General features: G+C 64.4%; 14 protein-coding genes, 1 tRNA gene and 1 pseudogene. 4 read left to right on the top strand and 12 right to left on the bottom strand.

From position 1 onward, the window contains the following. Positions 1-9 precede the first annotated feature (9 nt). The 10 genes and pseudogenes from leuB to fdxA all read right to left on the bottom strand — a co-directional run bounded on the left by leuB (position 10) and on the right by fdxA (position 10,424). Positions 10-1,070, bottom strand: a pseudogene (gene leuB / locus GV368_RS01490) (3-isopropylmalate dehydrogenase). Beyond that, a complete protein-coding gene (leuD, locus tag GV368_RS01485) occupies positions 1,067-1,720 on the bottom strand; it encodes a 3-isopropylmalate dehydratase small subunit (RefSeq protein ID WP_169114857.1) in 654 nt (217 codons plus the stop codon). Before leuD ends, leuB begins: the two are co-directional and overlap by 4 nt. Positions 1,721-1,740: 20 nt before the next feature. Further along, entirely contained in the window at positions 1,741-3,162 is a 1,422-nt protein-coding gene (gene leuC / locus GV368_RS01480; protein WP_169114855.1) for a 3-isopropylmalate dehydratase large subunit, read from the bottom strand. 40 nt (positions 3,163-3,202) lie between these two features. Next, a complete protein-coding gene (locus GV368_RS01475) occupies positions 3,203-4,363 on the bottom strand; it encodes an MFS transporter (protein WP_169114853.1) in 1,161 nt (386 codons plus the stop codon). A 23-nt stretch (positions 4,364-4,386) separates the two neighbouring features. Then, entirely contained in the window at positions 4,387-5,517 is a 1,131-nt protein-coding gene (aroC, locus tag GV368_RS01470) for a chorismate synthase (protein ID WP_169114851.1), read from the bottom strand. A 62-nt stretch (positions 5,518-5,579) separates the two neighbouring features. Continuing rightward, positions 5,580-5,894 (bottom strand): acetolactate synthase small subunit, encoded by a 315-nt coding sequence (gene ilvN, locus GV368_RS01465; protein ID WP_142810107.1) that lies wholly within the window; start codon positions 5,892-5,894, stop codon positions 5,580-5,582. A 12-nt stretch (positions 5,895-5,906) separates the two neighbouring features. Continuing rightward, positions 5,907-7,574: an acetolactate synthase large subunit gene (gene ilvB / locus GV368_RS01460; protein ID WP_169114841.1), complete on the bottom strand. Its 1,668-nt coding sequence runs from the start codon at positions 7,572-7,574 to the stop codon at positions 5,907-5,909. A 245-nt stretch (positions 7,575-7,819) separates the two neighbouring features. After that, positions 7,820-9,496, bottom strand: a complete 1,677-nt coding sequence (locus GV368_RS01455) for an AMP-binding protein (RefSeq protein WP_169114839.1) — start codon at positions 9,494-9,496, stop codon at positions 7,820-7,822. Positions 9,497-9,612: 116 nt separating this feature from the next. Then, entirely contained in the window at positions 9,613-10,065 is a 453-nt protein-coding gene (locus GV368_RS01450; protein WP_142804947.1) for a CBS domain-containing protein, read from the bottom strand. A 35-nt stretch (positions 10,066-10,100) separates the two neighbouring features. Further along, positions 10,101-10,424 carry a ferredoxin FdxA gene (gene fdxA / locus GV368_RS01445; protein ID WP_142810098.1) on the bottom strand — a complete coding sequence of 108 codons (324 nt, stop codon included), beginning with the start codon at positions 10,422-10,424 and terminating at the stop codon, positions 10,101-10,103. 217 nt (positions 10,425-10,641) lie between these two features. Here fdxA and trxA point away from each other — a divergent pair, with 217 nt between their 5' ends. Both trxA and rho read left to right on the top strand, forming a co-directional pair. Further along, positions 10,642-10,968: a thioredoxin TrxA gene (gene trxA / locus GV368_RS01440; RefSeq protein ID WP_169114837.1), complete on the top strand. Its 327-nt coding sequence runs from the start codon at positions 10,642-10,644 to the stop codon at positions 10,966-10,968. Between the two features lie 157 nt (positions 10,969-11,125). Then, the gene (rho, locus tag GV368_RS01435; RefSeq protein ID WP_169114835.1) at positions 11,126-12,385 is read left to right on the top strand and encodes a transcription termination factor Rho; all 1,260 of its coding nucleotides are present in this window, start codon (positions 11,126-11,128) and stop codon (positions 12,383-12,385) included. A gap of 120 nt (positions 12,386-12,505) precedes the next feature. Here the strand turns inward: rho and GV368_RS01430 are convergent, their stop codons facing one another. Beyond that, positions 12,506-13,354, bottom strand: coding sequence for a 3-hydroxybutyryl-CoA dehydrogenase (locus GV368_RS01430; RefSeq protein WP_169114833.1), 849 nt, complete (start codon positions 13,352-13,354; stop codon positions 12,506-12,508). 84 nt (positions 13,355-13,438) lie between these two features. After that, a tRNA-Leu gene (locus GV368_RS01425) sits at positions 13,439-13,523 on the bottom strand. A 51-nt stretch (positions 13,524-13,574) separates the two neighbouring features. Here GV368_RS01425 and metG point away from each other — a divergent pair. Both metG and GV368_RS01415 read left to right on the top strand, forming a co-directional pair. Next, positions 13,575-15,677 (top strand): methionine--tRNA ligase, encoded by a 2,103-nt coding sequence (gene metG / locus GV368_RS01420; RefSeq protein ID WP_169114831.1) that lies wholly within the window; start codon positions 13,575-13,577, stop codon positions 15,675-15,677. After that, on the top strand, positions 15,674-17,359 hold the full coding sequence (locus GV368_RS01415; RefSeq protein ID WP_142810092.1) for a SulP family inorganic anion transporter: 1,686 nt from the start codon (positions 15,674-15,676) through the stop codon (positions 17,357-17,359). The genes metG and GV368_RS01415 overlap by 4 nt, the downstream gene beginning before the upstream one ends. Positions 17,360-17,382 lie beyond the last annotated feature (23 nt).

Here is a 17,382-nt window from a genome sequence, read left to right as displayed (position 1 = left end):
TTTTTTCCGTCAGTGCAGCGCCGCGACCACCGCGTCGCCCATCTCGGCGGTGCCGACGAGCGCGTACCGGGCTCGAAGATGTCGCGCGTGCGCAGCCCTTGCGCGAGCACGGTGCGCACGGCGCTTTCGATGCGCGCGGCCGCGTCTTCCCAGCCGAAGCTGTGGCGCAGCATCATCGCCGCCGACAAAATGGTGGCGAGCGGGTTGGCCACGCCTTGCCCGGCGATGTCCGGCGCCGAACCGTGACAGGGCTCGTAGAGCCCCTTGCCCTGCTCGTCGAGTGAGGCCGAGGGCAGCATGCCGATGGAACCGGTGAGCATGGCCGCCTCGTCCGAGAGGATGTCGCCGAACATATTGCCGGTGACGATCACGTCGAACTGTTTGGGCGCGCGCACGAGTTGCATCGCGGCGTTGTCGACGAGCATGTGCGTGAGGCTCACGTCGGGATACTCCGGCGCGAGCTCGTTCATCACGTCGCGCCACAACTGGGTGGTCTCGAGCACGTTCATCTTGTCGACCGAGCACAGCTTCTTGCCGCGGCGGCGGGCGGTTTCGAAGGCCACGCGACCGATGCGGCGGATCTCGCTTTCGCGGTAGATCATGGTGTTGAAGCCGACGCGCTCGCCGTCGCGCACCTCGATACCACGCGGCTCGCCGAAGTAGATGTCGCCGGTGAGCTCCCGCACGATGACGAGGTCCAGCCCCGAGACGATTTCGGGTTTCAGGGAAGAAGCCGAAGCGAGCTCAGGAAAGAGCACGGCCGGGCGCAAGTTGGCAAACAACCCCAGATCTTTGCGGATGCCCAAAAGCCCTCGCTCGGGACGCTGGGCGCGCGGCAGCTCGTCCCACTTCGGCCCGCCCACGGCGCCGAGCAGCACCGCGTCGGCCCGGCGCGCCGCCGAACGCGTTTCCTCGGGATAAGGCTCGCCGGTGGCGTCGATCGCCGCGCCGCCCAGAAGGGCATATTCGTACTCGAGCGGCAGCGCAAGAGCGTCGAGTACTTTCACCGCCTCGGCGACGATCTCCGGGCCGATGCCGTCGCCGGGAAGTACGCAGATTCGTTTCTTCATGCCGCCGACTCCTCGACGAAGTAATAGGGATGACGCGCGCGATAGGCTGCTTCGAAGCGACGGATCTCGTCGGCGTGGCGCAGCGTGAGCGCGATGTCGTCCCAGCCGTTGAGCAGACACTCCTTGCGGAAGGGGTCGATCTCGAAGGAGATCACCCGCCCTTCGGGCGTGGTGATGGTCTGCGACGGCAGATCGATCACCAGGCGGTAGCCAGGCGTGGCCTCGCACTCGCGAAAGAGCCGATCGACTTCCTCGGCCGGCAGCACGATGGGCAAGAGCCCATTCTTGAAGCAGTTGTTGTAGAAGATGTCGGCGAAGCTGGGGCCGATCAGCGCGCGGAAACCATAATCGAGCAAAGCCCAGGGCGCGTGCTCGCGCGAGCTGCCGCAGCCGAAGTTCTCACGCACGAGCAGGATCTGCGCCCCCTCGTAGCGCGGCTGGTTGAGCACGAAATCGGGATTCTTCGGCCGTTTGCTGCAGTCCATCCCCGGCTCACCGTGGTCGAGGTAGCGCCATTCGTCGAAGAGGTAGGGGCCGAAGCCGCTGCGGTGGATGGACTTGAGGAATTGCTTGGGAATGATGGCGTCGGTGTCGACGTTGGCCCGATCGAGCGGAGCGACCAAGGCGTCGAGGCGGATGAATTGTTCCATGTCTTTGTCTCTCTCGGGTCTCAGACGGCGGCCGGCAGCAGTTCGCGCACGTCGACGAAATGTCCGGCGATCGCAGCGGCAGCGGCCATGGCCGGGCTCACGAGGTGGGTACGGCCACCAGCGCCCTGACGGCCTTCGAAGTTGCGGTTGGAGGTCGAGGCGCAGCGCTCACCGGGTTCGAGCCGATCGGCGTTCATCGCCAGGCACATGGAGCAGCCCGGGTCGCGCCATTCGAAGCCGGCCTCCAGAAAAATGCGGTGCAGCCCCTCTTCCTCGGCCTGTTTCTTCACCAGGCCCGAACCGGGTACCACCAGCACGCGCTTGACCTTGGGCGCCTTCTTGCGCCCGCGCACGACGGCGGCGGCCGCGCGCAGATCCTCGATGCGGGAATTGGTGCACGAGCCGATGAAGACCTGATCCACCGGGATTTCGGTGATCGGCGTGCCCGGCTCCAGCCCCATGTAGGCGAGCGCCCGCTCGGCGGCGGCGCGCTTGACCGGATCGGCGAAAGCCGCCGGATCGGGCACCCGCCCTTCGATGTCGGTGACCATCTCCGGCGAAGTGCCCCAGGTGACCTGCGGTTTGAGGGTGGAAGCATCCAGCACCACCTCGCGGTCGAACCGGGCATCGGCGTCGGAGACCAGGGTGCGCCAGTAGTCGACCGCCCGTTCCCACAGCGCACCCTTGGGCGCGAGCGGCTTGTCGCGGAAGTAGTCGATGGTCTTGTCGTCGACCGCGACCATGCCCACGCGCGCGCCGGCCTCGATCGCCATGTTGCACACCGTCATGCGTCCTTCCATGGAGAGCGAGCGGATCGCCTCACCGGCGAATTCGATGGCGTGCCCGGTGCCGCCGGCGGTGCCGATTTGCCCAATGATCGCCAAGATCACGTCCTTGGCGTAGACGCCCGGCGGCAGGCTGCCGTCGACGCGCACGCGCATGTTCTTGGCTTTCTTCTGGATGAGGCACTGGGTGGCGAGCACGTGCTCGACTTCGGAGGTGCCGATGCCGTGAGCGAGACAGGCAAAAGCCCCGTGCGTGGAGGTGTGCGAATCACCGCACACCACGGTCATGCCCGGCAGCGTCGCCCCGCTCTCCGGGCCGATGACGTGCACGATGCCCTGGCGCGGGTCGCGAAAGGGGAAGTAACGCAGCGCCCCGAAGGCACGGATGTTCTGGTCGAGGGTGACGACTTGCTCGCGCGAGACGGGATCGCGGATCTCGCTCTCGCCGGGGTCGGTGGGGACGTTGTGATCGGCCGTGGCGACGACGGAAGCCGTTCGCCAGGGCTTGCGTCCTGCCAAACGCAGCCCTTCGAACGCCTGGGGGCTCGTTACCTCATGGATCAGGTGGCGATCGATGTAGATGAGGGCGGTGCCGTCGGGCTCCTGGCGCACCAGATGCGCGTCCCACAATTTGTCATACAAGGTCTTGTGGTTCATCGAACGTTCTCTCCGGGTCGATCGCGCCCATGGCGCGCAATTATTTCACAACCTCGTCATCGACGCTAGCACCGTGGCGTAGCGCGATGGCAACGAAGCCCATTCCGGACAGCGCAAACGCACTGCCGAGGGTATAGGTCCACTCTGGCCCCAGGGCCGACCAAGACCAGCCGGACACCATGGCTCCCAGCATTCCGCCTGCCCCGAAGGACAAGCTGCCATAGAGCGCCTGGCCGCGCGCGAGCAAGGGGCCGGGAAACCACTGCCGCAGCAAGTGCACGTTCGCGCCGTGGAACACGCCGAACGTGGCCGCGTGCAACAGTTGCGCCAACACCACGACCACCGGCCAGGCTCCGCCCCATCCGATTGCGAGGAAACGTACCACGGCCGCACCGTAGGCAACGAACAAGAGCGTGCGCACGGTAAAACGCCGCAGCAGCCCAGGCAAAGCCCAGAATAACACGATCTCGGAAGCCACACCCAGCGCCCAGAGCGCGCCGATTGCCTCCTTACCGTACCCCAAGCGATCGAGGTGCATGGAATAGAAAACATACAATGGCCCATGCGCTGCCGACATGGCGAAAGAGGCGAGCAGAAAAGCCGTCACCTCACGACGCGCCAACACGGTACGCCATGGCGGCAAGGTCCGGACCAAAACTCGCGTCGGAGTGGGTTCTGGCAAGGCGAAGGCCATCAAGACCCCGCCGGCCAGTGCCGCCACCAACCATACCGGTAACGTCTCCACGCCGTCTCGCTCGAGCCAATGACCGAGACCGAGCACCGCGACGATGAAACCGATCGAACCCCACAGCCGGATCCGCGCATAGCGGTGTGCCTCTTCGCGCAAGTGCGCGAAAGTGAGCGCCTCGAACACCGGCAGCGCTCCACTCCAACAAAAACCGATCACTGCCACGGCGGGTAACACCCAGCGCGGCTCACCGGCCACCAAGAACACGCCCCCGGCCGCGAGCGCCATCACGGCCGCCCGACGCAACAGAGCGACATGGCCCACTCCTCGTTCCAAGGGCAGAGACCACAAGGGAGGCGCAAGCACGCGCATGGCTTGCATCAGCGCCATCGCGGCAGCGATCGCGCCGGCCGTCCAACCGAGCGCGGCGAGGTAGAGAGAAAAATAAGGGGCAAAAATACCCAGGAAGGCGAAATAGCTCAGGTTATAGAGCGACAAGCGCCAATAAGGCAATGCCTCCCGCTGCACCACGGGGGTCAGCGGGGGGAGGGAACCGGACCCACCACGCCCGGCGCCACCCCGGGGAGAGGGGAAACAGGAGGCACCACGTCGCCGCACTGCGCCCGATGGCGCAACGCCTGATCCATCAGCACCAGCGCGAGCATGGCCTCGGCGATGGGCGTGGCGCGAATCCCCACACAGGGGTCGTGCCGTCCGTGCGTGGCCACCGTGGTCGGCGCCCCGCGCAGATCGATCGAGCGTCGCTCGAGCCGGATGCTGGAGGTGGGTTTCACCGCCAGATGGACGACGACATCCTGCCCGGTGCTGATGCCGCCCAAGATGCCGCCGGCGTGGTTCGAGAGAAACCCCTGCGGCGTGAGCTCGTCGCCATGCTCGCTGCCGCGTTGGGTCACGACGGCAAAACCGTCGCCGATCTCCACTCCCTTGACGGCGTTGATGCTCATCATTGCCGCGGCGATCTCGGCATCGAGCCGACCGAACACCGGCTCGCCCCAACCGGGGGGCACGCCGCTTGCCACCACGGTGAGTTTCGCTCCGACCGAGTCGCCCGCCTTGCGCAGCGCATCCATGAAGCGCTCGAGCTCCGGCGCCAGCTCGAGATTGGGGGCGAAGAAAGGATTGTGCTCCACGTGTTCCCAGGAGATGAAGGGGATCTCGATCGGCCCCAATTGCGCCATGAAGCCGCGGATCACCACGCCGTGACGCTCGCGCAGCCATTTCTTGGCGATCGCGCCGGCCGCCACCCGCACCGCCGTCTCGCGCGCCGAAGAGCGCCCGCCGCCGCGCGGATCGCGCCGGCCGTATTTCATCGTATAAGCGTAGTCGGCATGCCCCGGACGGAAAGTCTCCACGAGGTTGCCGTAATCCTTGGAACGCTGGTCGACGTTGCGAATCAGGAGCGCGATCGGCGTGCCCGTGGTCATACCCTCATAGACGCCTGAGAGGATCTCGACGGTGTCGGGCTCGCGCCGCTGGGTGACGTGGCGCGAGGTGCCGGGCTTGCGCCGATCGAGCTCGCGCTGGATGTCGGCCTCGCTGAGCGCCAAGCCCGGCGGGCAGCCGTCGACCACACAGCCGATCGCCGGGCCGTGCGATTCCCCGAAGGAAGTCACCGTGAACACTGTGCCGAAGGTGTTGCCCGCCATCGCTTACCTTGTCGCCCATACGCAGAGGAGCAAGTGTAGCATGTGCCCCGGCCCACTTCGGCTCACTGAAAAAAGCGCTCCAACTGCACGAACACCTCGTGGTCGGCACCGTGGCGCCGTACCTCGAGCACGTCGACCAGGCGCTCGAGCTGGTGGATGAGTTGTTCTAACCGCTGATCGGCGAAAACGGTGAGCCAGATACGGCTGCGCTGCCCGTCGGGCAAGGGCATGCACAAAATTCCTTCGACGTTGAAAGCGCGCCGGGCAAAGAGCCCGCAAATGTGACTCATCACCCCGGGATGGTTGTTGACTTCCAGCTCCAGCACCACTTTCTCGAAACCGCTCGTGGGCAGCGGCTCGGCCACTTGTTCGATCATCTCTCTCTCCTGTCAGCCCTCGATCATCTCGGTGTTGGCGGCGCCCGGCGGCACCATCGGATAGACGAAACGCTCGCGATCGATCGAACAATGGATCAGCGCCGGGCCGGGGCGGCGCAGGATCGCCGCCAGATCGGCCTCGGGATGCTCACTGTGATCCAGATCGAGCGTCTCCAAGCCGAATCCCTCCGCGATCTTGACGAAATCGGTCGGTCGACGGTAGTTCGAAGCGATCACACGCTTGCCATAGAAGAGGTTTTGCTGCTGGTAGACGAGGCCGAGCGACTGGTTGTTCATCAGCACGATCTTGACCTTGCCCCCTTCTTCGGCGAGCGTGGCCATCTCCTGGATATTCATCTTCAGGCTGCCGTCGCCAGTGAAACACACTACCGTACGCTGGGGCTCGGCGAGCGACGCACCGATCGCCGCCGGCAGTCCGAAACCCATCGTGCCCAGCCCGCCGGAAGTGAGCCACTGCCGCGGCCGGCGCAGCGGATAGGCCTGCGCCACCCACATCTGGTGCTGGCCGACGTCGGTGACCACCACCGCGTCGTCGTCGAGCGCCTTGGTCACCGCCTGAATGAGCCCATAGTGGCTACGTGGGTCATCCCGCCCTTCCAGCACCAGCGGGAAGCGCGACTTCAAACTCGCCACGTGGCTCAGCCAGCGTTTGCGCAGCTGAGCCCGCACCCGGGGCAACAGCGCCTGCAGCACGGCCTTGACGTCGCCATGGATCGCCACGTCGGGACGGCGAATCTTGCCCAGTTCCGCCCGGTCGATGTCGATGTGGATCACTTTCGCCTCCGGGCAGAACTGCGAGGCCTTGCCGATCGCCCGGTCGTCGAAACGCGCTCCGACGCACACCAACAAGTCCGATTCCTGCAAGGCGAAGTTCGTATAGCGCGCGCCGTGCATACCCAGCATCCCCAGCGACAGGGGATGATCGACCGGCATCGCCCCCAGCGCCATCAGCGTCATGGTGGTGGGCATCGCCGTCTGCTCGGCCAGTGTCACCGCGAGCGGGGCGGCATCGGCATGGATCACCCCGCCGCCCAGATAGAGCACGGGACGCTCGGCCTCGTCGATCAAACGCGCTGCCGCCGCGATCGCCGTTTCATCCAGCGGCGGCAGCGGATCGGGCACCGCCGGCGCCGGCAGGCGCTCGAACGTGACGAGCTGGTTCTGCACGTCCTTGGGCACGTCGACGAGCACCGGCCCCGGACGCCCGGACATGGCGATGCGAAACGCCTGCGGGATCACCTCCAACAGTTCGGCGGCGGAGCGCACGAGGAAATTGTGCTTGGTGATGGGGATGGTCATGCCGTAGATGTCGACCTCCTGGAACGCGTCGGTGCCGATCATGGCGAGCGGCACCTGCCCCGTGATCGCCACCAGCGGAATGGAGTCGAGACGCGCATCGGCGATCGCCGTCACCAGGTTCGTCGCCCCCGGGCCGCTCGAAGCAAAGCACACCGCGGGCTTGCCCGTCACCCGCGCCATGCCCTGGGCCATGAAACCGGCACCCTGCTCGTGGCGCGCGAGCACGTGCCGAATCCGTTTCGACTGACTCAGGGCATCGTAGAGCGGCAGGATCGCCCCGCCGGGAATGCCCACGATCGTCTCTATCTCCTGCTGTTCCAACAAGCGCACGATCAATTCGGCGCCGGTCATCGTCATCATCGCCCTACTCCTCGTGCCTGAAAAAAACGAAACCCCCTCGGGAGACTGGCTCCGGAGGGGGTCGGGTTCGAATCGGTCGTACGGTTTGATCCGGTTTCAGTCCCTCCGGGGCGCATGCGGCCCTACGCCTACGCGTACGAGCAGCAAAACGGCCAGGGGAAGGGGGAAACGGATCACCAAGGCACTCCCACTCGACTCACGGGCAAAAGTAAAACATGAAATCCGACCTCTGACAAGCGGTTTTTTCACCCCTGCCGCCGAGCCTCCTCGCGCAGCGCGCGACGCAGGATCTTGCCCACCTGCGTCTTGGGCAGCTCCTCGCGGAATTCGAGGTGGTGCGGTACCTTGTAGGGCGTGAGCCGTTCGCGGCACCATTGCCGGATCGCTTCGGCATCGAGCGACGGGTCGCGGCGCACCACGTAGGCTTTCACCGCCTCGCCGCTGTGTTCGTCGGGCACGCCCACCACCGCCACTTCCAACACCCCGGGATGCAGGGCGATCACGTCCTCGACTTCGTTGGGATAGACGTTGAAGCCCGACACGAGGATCATGTCTTTCTTGCGATCGACGATGTAGAGGAAGCCGCGCTCGTCCATTCTCGCAACGTCGCCCGTGCGCAAGAATCCATCGGGGAAGAATACCTTGGCCGTCTCGTCCGGACGATTCCAGTACTCCCGCATCACTTGCGGCCCGCGCACGCACAGCTCACCCTCCACACCCAGCGGCACCTCGGCTCCGGCATCGTCGCGCAGACTCACGTCCGTGGAAGGAAGAGGCAGACCGATCGAATGATTGAACGCCGGCAAATCCAAGGGATTGATCGTCACGGCCGGCGAGGCTTCGGTCAAGCCATAGGCTTCGAGCAGCGGCCGTCCGGTGATCTTCTGCCACTTCTGCGCCACCGCTTGTTGCACCGCCATTCCTCCACCCAGGGTGAGCTTGAGCGGGGAAAAATCGAGCTTGGCAAACTCGGGATGATGCACCAAAGCGTTGAAGAGGGTATTCACGCCGGTGATCGCGGTAAACGGCCACTTGCTCAATTCCCGCACCAGGCCGTCGATGTCCCGGGGGTTGGTGATGAGCAGGTTGTGCCCCCCCAGGCGGAAGAAAACGAGGCAGTTGGCCGTGAGTGCGAAGATGTGGTACAGCGGCAGAGCGGTCACGACGCGTTCCTCGGCCTCGCGCAACACCGATCCGACCCAGGCCGTCGCTTGCAGCACGTTGGCGATGAGGTTGCGGTGCAGGAGTACTGCCCCCTTGGCCACCCCCGTGGTCCCCCCCGTGTATTGCAGGAAAGCGATGTCCTCGAGCCCCGGCTCGACGCGCGTCATCGAGCGCACGGCCCCGCGCCGCAAGGCCTCCCCCCAGCGAAGGTGCCCCGGCAGACGCCACGGCGGCACCATCTTTTTCACTCGGCGCACGACGAAATCCACCACCCACGAGCGAGGCGCGCCCAGCATCTCCGCAAGAGAGGTCACCACCGCCGCCTTCAGCGAGCGCACCTCGGGCACCTCGTCGAGCGTATGGGCGAAATTCTCCAGCACGACGATCGCCTCGGCGCCGGCGTCGCGCAACTGGTGCGACACTTCGCGCGGCGTGTAGAGCGGATTGACATTGACCACCACGCAGCCCGCCCGCAGGATGCCGAACATCGCCACCGGATACTGCAGCACGTTGGGCAGCATCAGCGCCACCCGCGAGCCCGGCGCCAAGCCAAGTCCATGCTGCAGGAAAGAGGCGAAGTTGGCCGAAAGACGGTCCACCTCGCGGTAAGTCAACGTCCTGCCCATGTGGGTGAACGCGGGCAGGTCGGCGAAACGCGCCACGCTGCGCTCGAACAAGTCGACCAGCGAGGCATGCTCGGTCGGGTCGATTTCCGCCGGCACGCCCGGCGGATAGCTCCTGAGCCAGATTTTTTCCATGGATTCTCCTCCACCTCGGATCACGCCGCAGGCTGATTCCCGCGGCCTCGATCCCTCCTCCCGGTAGCGCCGACGCCTCTTACGGGCGACTGGCATGGATATCCCTGGACCCTCGATCAAACTTCTTTTTCGCCGGTCTCCGGCCAATTGCGGATGTAGTCTTTCAACATCCGATTCTCGAAGTCTTTTTCTTCGAGCACCGCCTTGGCCACATCGTAGAACGACACGACGCCGAGCAAGGTGCCCTCCTCCATCACGGGAAAATAGCGCTGCCGCGTCTGCACCATGCGCAGGCGCAAGGCATCGAGCTCCATGTCGGGATCGGCGACGATGGGCTGGCGCAGCATCGCCTCCTCGACCGTCAACATGCCCCAGGAAGCACAGGCATGATGCACGGCCACCAGCACTTCACGAAAAGTGAGCAGCCCCACCATTTTCCCCGCGTCGAACACCACCAGAGAGCCGATGTCCTGCTCCACCATCACCGCCACCGCGTCGGAGAGGAAACGATTGGGGGTAATGGTGAAGAGCGCCGTTCCCTTGATCGCCAAGATCTCCCGTACTTTCATGGTTTCCTCTCCCTACGCACGTGGTCGAAAGCGACTCAGCGCAGCAGCTGGTCGCGCTTGTCCTTGACCTTGGCCCATTCGTCGGCATCGGGCAAAGGATCCTTGCGCTCCACGATCGGCGGCCATTGCTTGGCGAGTTCGGCGTTCAGGGCGATGAAATCGCGCTGATCGGCCGGAACGTCGTCCTCCGCGTAAATCGCCTCCACGGGGCATTCTGGTACGCACAGCGAGCAGTCGATGCACTCATCGGGGTCGATCACCAGCATGTTCGGCCCCTCGCGGAAACAGTCGACGGGACAGACATCCACACAATCGGTATACTTGCAGCGAATGCACGCTTCGGTCACGACATAGGTCATGGGAAAACCCCTTTGCTTGCGAACACCGGGCAAACGACATCCCGAGTTTTTTGCATTTATACCACGCTCCCCGTATTTTGCGCCCCATCATGCCCGATTCGACGTCGATCCTCTTGACGTCTCGTCGCCAATGCCCTAAGTTACGCCCTATTGCCCCGAAGCCATACGGCCGGGGCTTTCCTTCTCACCCCCTATCAGTCCATCCCCGAGACACACGATGAGCGAACACATCCATCACGTGAGCGATTCCACCTTCGAGCAAGAAGTCCTACAGGCAAAAATGCCTGTGCTGCTCGATTTTTGGGCCGAATGGTGCGGTCCATGCAAGATGATCGCTCCGATCCTAGACGAAATCGCCCGAGAGTATGCAGGAAAGCTCAAGGTCTGCAAGCTCGACATCGATCAGAACCCCGAAACCCCTGCCAAATACGGCGTGCGCGGCATTCCAACGCTGATGCTCTTCAAGAACGGCAACGTCGAAGCCACTCGCGTCGGCGCGATGGCCAAATCCCAACTCGTCGCCTTCATCGACAGCAATCTTTGACGCCGGCCGCGCGACCGGCGTAATTTCGGCGTATTTTTCAGGCCGGCCTTTCGTGCCGGCGCACTTTCAGACTTTCCCCGTCCGGCGGCCCGCGTCGACCTTCGCGGCATGCCTTCTCAGATCTCATTTACTACAGAACCTTCATCGACCAAAAACCATGCATCTGTCCGAGCTCAAGTCGCTGCACGTCAGCCAGCTCCTGGCGCTAGCCACCGAACAAGGCATCGAAGGCGCCAACCGCCTGCGCAAACACGAACTCGTGTTCGCCATGCTGAAGAACCGCGCCAAGAAAGGCGAACCCATCTTCGGCGAAGGCGTGCTCGAGGTGCTGCCAGAAGGATACGGCTTTCTCCGTTCGCCCGACACCTCCTACCTCGCGAGCCCCGACGACATCTACGTCTCGCCCTCACAGATCCGTCGCTTCAACCTGCACACGGGCGACACCATCGAGGGCGAGATCCGTATCCCCAAGGAAGGAGAGCGTTACTTCGCCCTGGTGAAGCTCGACCGCATCAATGGCGAGCCGCCCGAGAAGTGCAAGCACAAGATCCTTTTCGAGAACCTCACGCCGCTGCACCCGAACGAAGCCTTCAAGCTCGAGCGCGACATCCGCAGTGAGGAAAACCTCACCGGTCGGGTCATCGACATCATCGCCCCGATCGGCAAAGGTCAGCGTGGCCTCATCGTCGCCCCGCCCAAGACGGGGAAAACGGTGATGCTGCAGCACATCGCGCATGCCATCACCTCGAACCATCCCGACGTCGTGCTCATCGTGCTCCTGATCGACGAGCGTCCCGAAGAGGTCACCGAAATGCAGCGCTCGGTGCGCGGCGAAGTGGTCGCCTCCACCTTCGACGAACCGGCCTCGCGCCACGTGCAGGTCGCCGAGATCGTCATCGAGAAGGCCAAGCGCCTCACCGAGCACAAGCGCGACGTGGTGGTGCTGCTCGACTCGCTCACACGCTTGGCGCGCGCCTACAACACCGTCGTCCCGTCCTCGGGCAAGGTGCTCACCGGCGGGGTGGATGCCAACGCCCTGCAAAAGCCCAAGCGCTTCTTCGGCGCGGCCCGCAACCTCGAAGAAGGCGGCAGCCTCACCATCATCGCCACGGCGCTCATCGACACCGGCAGCCGCATGGACGACGTGATCTACGAGGAATTCAAGGGCACGGGCAACATGGAGCTGCACCTCGACCGGCGCATGGCGGAGAAGCGCGTCTACCCGGCGATCAACGTCAACCGCTCCGGCACCCGGCGCGAAGAGCTCCTGATGAAACCCGACATCCTGCAAAAGGTATGGATCCTGCGCAAGCTCCTCTACGGCATGGACGATTTGGAGGCCACCGAATTCCTCCTCGACAAGCTCAAGGCGACGAAGAACAACGCCGAGTTTTTCGACGCCATGCGCCGGGCCTGAAACCGGAAGTCGAGAGCACGGCCGTCTTCACTGGCTGACCTGCCCTACGAGGCGTAAAAAAAACCGCGGCGCCCGGGCCGCGGTTTTTGCTCGAGCCATGACGCTCGGGGCGATTCAGGCTCACTTGTCGTAGCGGTAGAACCCTTCGCCCGTCTTGCGTCCGAGCTTGCCCGCCTCCACCATCTCGACGAGCAGCGGCGCCGGGCGGAATTTCGGATCCTTGAACCCCTCGTAGAGCACCTGCATCACCGCGAGCTCCACGTCCAGGCCAATCAGGTCGGCCAGTGCGAGCGGACCGATCGGATGGTTGCAGCCCAGTTTCATCGCCTCGTCGATCCCCTCGGCGCTCGCGAGCCCCTCTTGTAGCGCAAAGATCGCCTCGTTGATCATGGGGCACAGCAGGCGATTGACCACGAAGCCCGGGCTGTTTTTCACCGCCACCGGCGTCTTGCCCAGCGCCTTGGCGATCGCCTCGGCCTTCTGGTAGGTCTCGTCGGACGTTTGCAGACCGCGGATGAGCTCAATGAGAGCCATTACCGGCACGGGGTTGAAGAAGTGCATGCCGATCACGCGCGACGGATGCTTGGTAGCCGCGGCGATCTTGGTGATGGAAATGGAAGAGGTGTTGGATGCGAGGATCGCCTCCGGCTTGGCGAGCGCGTCGAGTTTGGCGAAGAGTTCGAGCTTGAGCGCCTCGTTCTCGCTCGCCGCCTCGATCACCAGGTCGGCCGCAGCCACGCCGTCGAGTTGGGTCACCGTTTCGATGCGCGCGAGCGCCGCGTCTCTATCCGCCGCCGTGAGTTTCTCTTTTTTCACGAGGCGGTCGAGATTGCCAGAGATCGTGGCGCGCGCCCGTTCGAGCTGCTGCGCGGCAATGTCAAAGAGCTGCACCGAAAATCCGCTCTGGGCCGCGACCTGAGCGATGCCGCTGCCCATCGTTCCTGCACCGACGATGAAGATGGTCTGCATGAATGACTCCTCTTGGTGGAAGGGAAACGCCGATCGATCGTTGCAGCGTACCACAAAAATGCATCTTGCAAAATTCGGGAGACTTGGTGCCCGAGGGGGGACTCGAACCCCCACGCCTTGCGGCGCCAGAACCTAAATCTGGTGCGTCTACCAATTTCGCCACCCGGGCACGGCGAACCATTATAATCCAAGCTCACTGCCGCAACGATCAGGACCGGAGATGACCCGCAAGATCCTCGTCACGAACGCGCTGCCCTATGCCAACGGCGACATCCATCTCGGCCACCTCGTGGGCTACGTACAGGCCGACGTCTGGGTGCGCTACCAACGCATGTGCGGGCACACGGTCCATTACGTCTGCGCCGACGACACGCACGGCACCCCCGTGATGCTGCGCGCGGAAAAAGAAGGCATCACGCCCGAAGCCCTGATCGCCCGCGTCCAGCAGGAACACGCCCGCGATTTCGCCGATTTCCTCGTCGCCTTCGATCACTACCACAGCACGCACAGCGAGGAAAACCGCTTTTTCGCCGAAGACATCTACCGCAAGCTCAAGGCGACAGGCTTGATCGAAGCGCGCGAGATCGAGCAGTTCTACGACCCGGTCAAAGGCATGTTCCTGCCGGATCGTTTCATCAAAGGGGAATGCCCTCGCTGCGGCGCGCCGGATCAATACGGTGACAACTGCGAGGCGTGCGGTGCGGCCTACTCGCCCACCGAACTCAAGAACCCCTATTCCGCCGTCTCCGGCGCCAAGCCCGTCCTCAAAAAGAGCGAGCACTACTTCTTCAAGCTCTCGGATCCCCGCTGCGTCGAATTCCTGCGCCGCTGGACGCGCGGCACCAACGCGCGCGGCGAACCCCACCTGAGCCTCGAGGCCGCCAACAAGGTCCGGGAATGGCTCGGCGAAGAAGGCGAGAACCGCCTCTCGGACTGGGACATCACGCGCGACGCCCCCTACTTCGGCTTCGAGATCCCGGACGCACCCGGCAAGTATTTCTACGTCTGGCTGGATGCCCCCATCGGCTATCTGGCGAGTTTTCTGGCGCTCGCCAAGCGCCGCGGCAACCTCGACGTGGCCGAGTACATCGACGCACGCCGCGCCGCCGAAGCCGGCACCGAGATGGTGCACTTCATCGGCAAGGACATCCTCTACTTCCACGCCCTCTTCTGGCCGGCGATGCTGCACTTTTCCGGCTATCGCACGCCCACGCGCGAGTACGTCAATGGGTTCCTCACCGTCGACGGCGCCAAGATGAGCAAAAGCCGTGGCACCTTCATCACCGCCCGCTCCTGGCTCGAACATGGACTCGACCCGGAATGGCTGCGCTACTACTTCGCCACCAAATCGAACGGCACCTTCGAAGACATCGACCTCAGTTTCGACGACCTCATCGCCAAGGTCAATAGCGACCTCGTGGGCAAGTACGTCAACATCGCCAGCCGTACCGCCCGCTTCATCGTCGATCGCTTCGACGGCCGGCTCGGACCCGTCGATGCCGAAGCGCTCGCTCCTTTCAAGGCCGCCCACCGCGACGAGCGGCTGCACCGTGCGTTCGAAGACGCCGACTACGGCCGAGCGCTGCGCGAGGCGATGGCGCTCGCCGACGCCGCCAACCACTACATCAACGAGCACAAGCCCTGGGAACTGGCGAAAACCGGTGAACTCGATCGGCTGCACCGCGTCTGCTCCACGGCGCTCACCATGTTTCGCGATCTCACCCGCCTCCTCAAACCCGTCCTGCCGCGCACCGCGGCGCGCGTCGAGCGATTCCTCGCCATCGAACCGCTGTGCTGGAAGAAAGACTGGGCGCCGCTGCCGGCCGGGCACCGGATCGAATCCTACGAGCACCTCCTCACCCGGATCGAACGCAAGGCGATCGACGCGCTCATCGAAGCCAACCGCGAGGCCCTCGCCCCGATCGCCCCTCCCACCAAACCCGCTGCGACGAAGCCCGAATCGGCCGCACCGATCACGCTCGATCAGTTCCTCGGCGTCGACCTGCGCGTAGCGCGCGTCATCGCCGCCGAGCCGGTCGAGGGGGCCGATAAACTGCTGCGGCTCTTGCTCGATGCGGGCGAACGCGAGAAAGACGGCAGCGCCCGGGTACGGCAAGTCTTCGCCGGCATCAAAGCGGCCTACGACCCCGCCGCGCTCGTCGGCCGCCTGGTCGTACTGGTGGCCAATCTCGCACCGCGCAAAATGAAGTTCGGCGTTTCGGAAGGCATGGTGCTCGCCGCTTCCGACCCGGATGGTAAGCATCCGGGAATCTATCTGGTTTCCCCCGACGAGGGCGCCCTACCCGGCATGAGGATCAAATGATCTTTTTCAAACCGCGCCTCGTCGATACGCTACGTGCTTATGACCGCGGACAACTGATCGCAGACGTCTCCGCTGGCCTAACGGTCGGCGTGCTGGCGCTGCCGCTCGCGATGGCCTTTGCGATCGCCAGCGGCATGTCCCCTTCGGCCGGCATCTGGACGGCCATCGTCGCCGGATTCCTCATCTCGGCGCTGGGCGGTTCGCGCGTGCAGATCGGCGGCCCCACCGGCGCCTTCATCCCCATCGTCTATGGCATCGTCGCCATACACGGAGAGGCGAACCTGCTGGTGGCGACCATGCTCGCCGGTCTGATGCTCTTCGCGCTGGGCGCCGCCCGACTCGGCACGCTGGTGCGTTTCATTCCTCTGCCCGTGGTCATCGGATTCACCAACGGCATCGCGGTGGTGATCTTCCTCTCCCAGATCAAGGACTTCCTCGGGTTGGCGATCGAGAAAGTACCCGCCGAGTTCTTCGGCAAGATGCATGCGCTCGCCACGGCGCTGCCCACGGCGCACTGGCCTACCCTCACCTTCGGGCTTGCCTCGCTCGCCTTTCTCCTCACCTGGAACCGCTACGCGTCCCGCTCCCGCTGGCTGGCGCGCCTGCCAGGGCCGCTGGCGGTGCTGATCGTCGCCACCGCCGTGAACATGCTCTTCTCCTTGCCCCTGGAGACCATCGGCACGCGCTTCGGCGGCATCCCGCAAACGATCCCGACACCGAGTTTCCCGGCGTTCGATCTCACCAAATTGGGGCAACTGCTGCCGCCGGCGATCGCCATTGCGCTGCTCGGCGCGATCGAGAGCCTGCTCTCGGCGCGGGTGGCCGACAGCATGATCGATGATCGACACGACCCGAACCAGGAATTGATGGCGCAGGGCATCGCCAACGTCGTCGCCCCGCTCTTCGGCGGCTTCGCCGCCACCGGCGCCATCGCCCGCACCGCCACCAACGTGCGCGCCGGCGGACGCACACCCGTGGCCGGCATGGTGCATGCACTCACCCTGCTCGCCGTCGTGCTCGTGCTCGCGCCGCTCGCCGCGCACGTGCCGCTCACCACGCTCGCCGCCATCGTCTTGGTGGTCGCAGTCAATATGGGCGACTGGCACGAAATGTCGCCCACCGCACTCAAGCGTTTCAGCACCAAATACCGCGTGATACTGCTCACCACCTTCGCGCTCACCGTGCTCTTCGACCTCACCATCGCCGTCGAGGTCGGCATGGTGCTCGCGAGCCTCGCCTTCATCTACCAGATGGCGCGTTTCACCCACGTGGATCGCTTGCCGCTCGAGCGTCGCCCCGACGCCGCGCGTTTCCTTCGCCCCGACGGCTCCCTGCGCGTGGCTGCCTACCGCATCTCCGGAGCACTCTTTTTCGGCGCCATCCACAAGCTCGATGAAATTCTCGACACGCAGGATTGGCCCGACGTGGTCGTGCTCGACCTGGGTAAACTCGTGAGCATCGACGCTTCGGGCCTGGACACCCTACGCGCCATCGCCCGCGAACTCGACAAACGCGGCATCCCTCTGGTGCTCGCCGAACCGAGCCGCGAAACGTTCCGCACGCTGCGCAAGGCGGGATTCCTCGACGAAATCGGCCGTGAGAACGTGCGACGCACCTTCGAGGACGCCTTGGCGCACGCCGCGACCTTGCAGCGACGCGAACCATCGATTTCCTATACGTAGGGAAACGCTGAAGAAATGAGCGA

Source organism: Tepidiphilus baoligensis (assembly GCF_012911495.1).
Classification (GTDB): Bacteria; Pseudomonadota; Gammaproteobacteria; order Burkholderiales; family Rhodocyclaceae; genus Tepidiphilus; species Tepidiphilus olei.
This window is presented reverse-complemented; position numbering and strand designations above follow the sequence as displayed.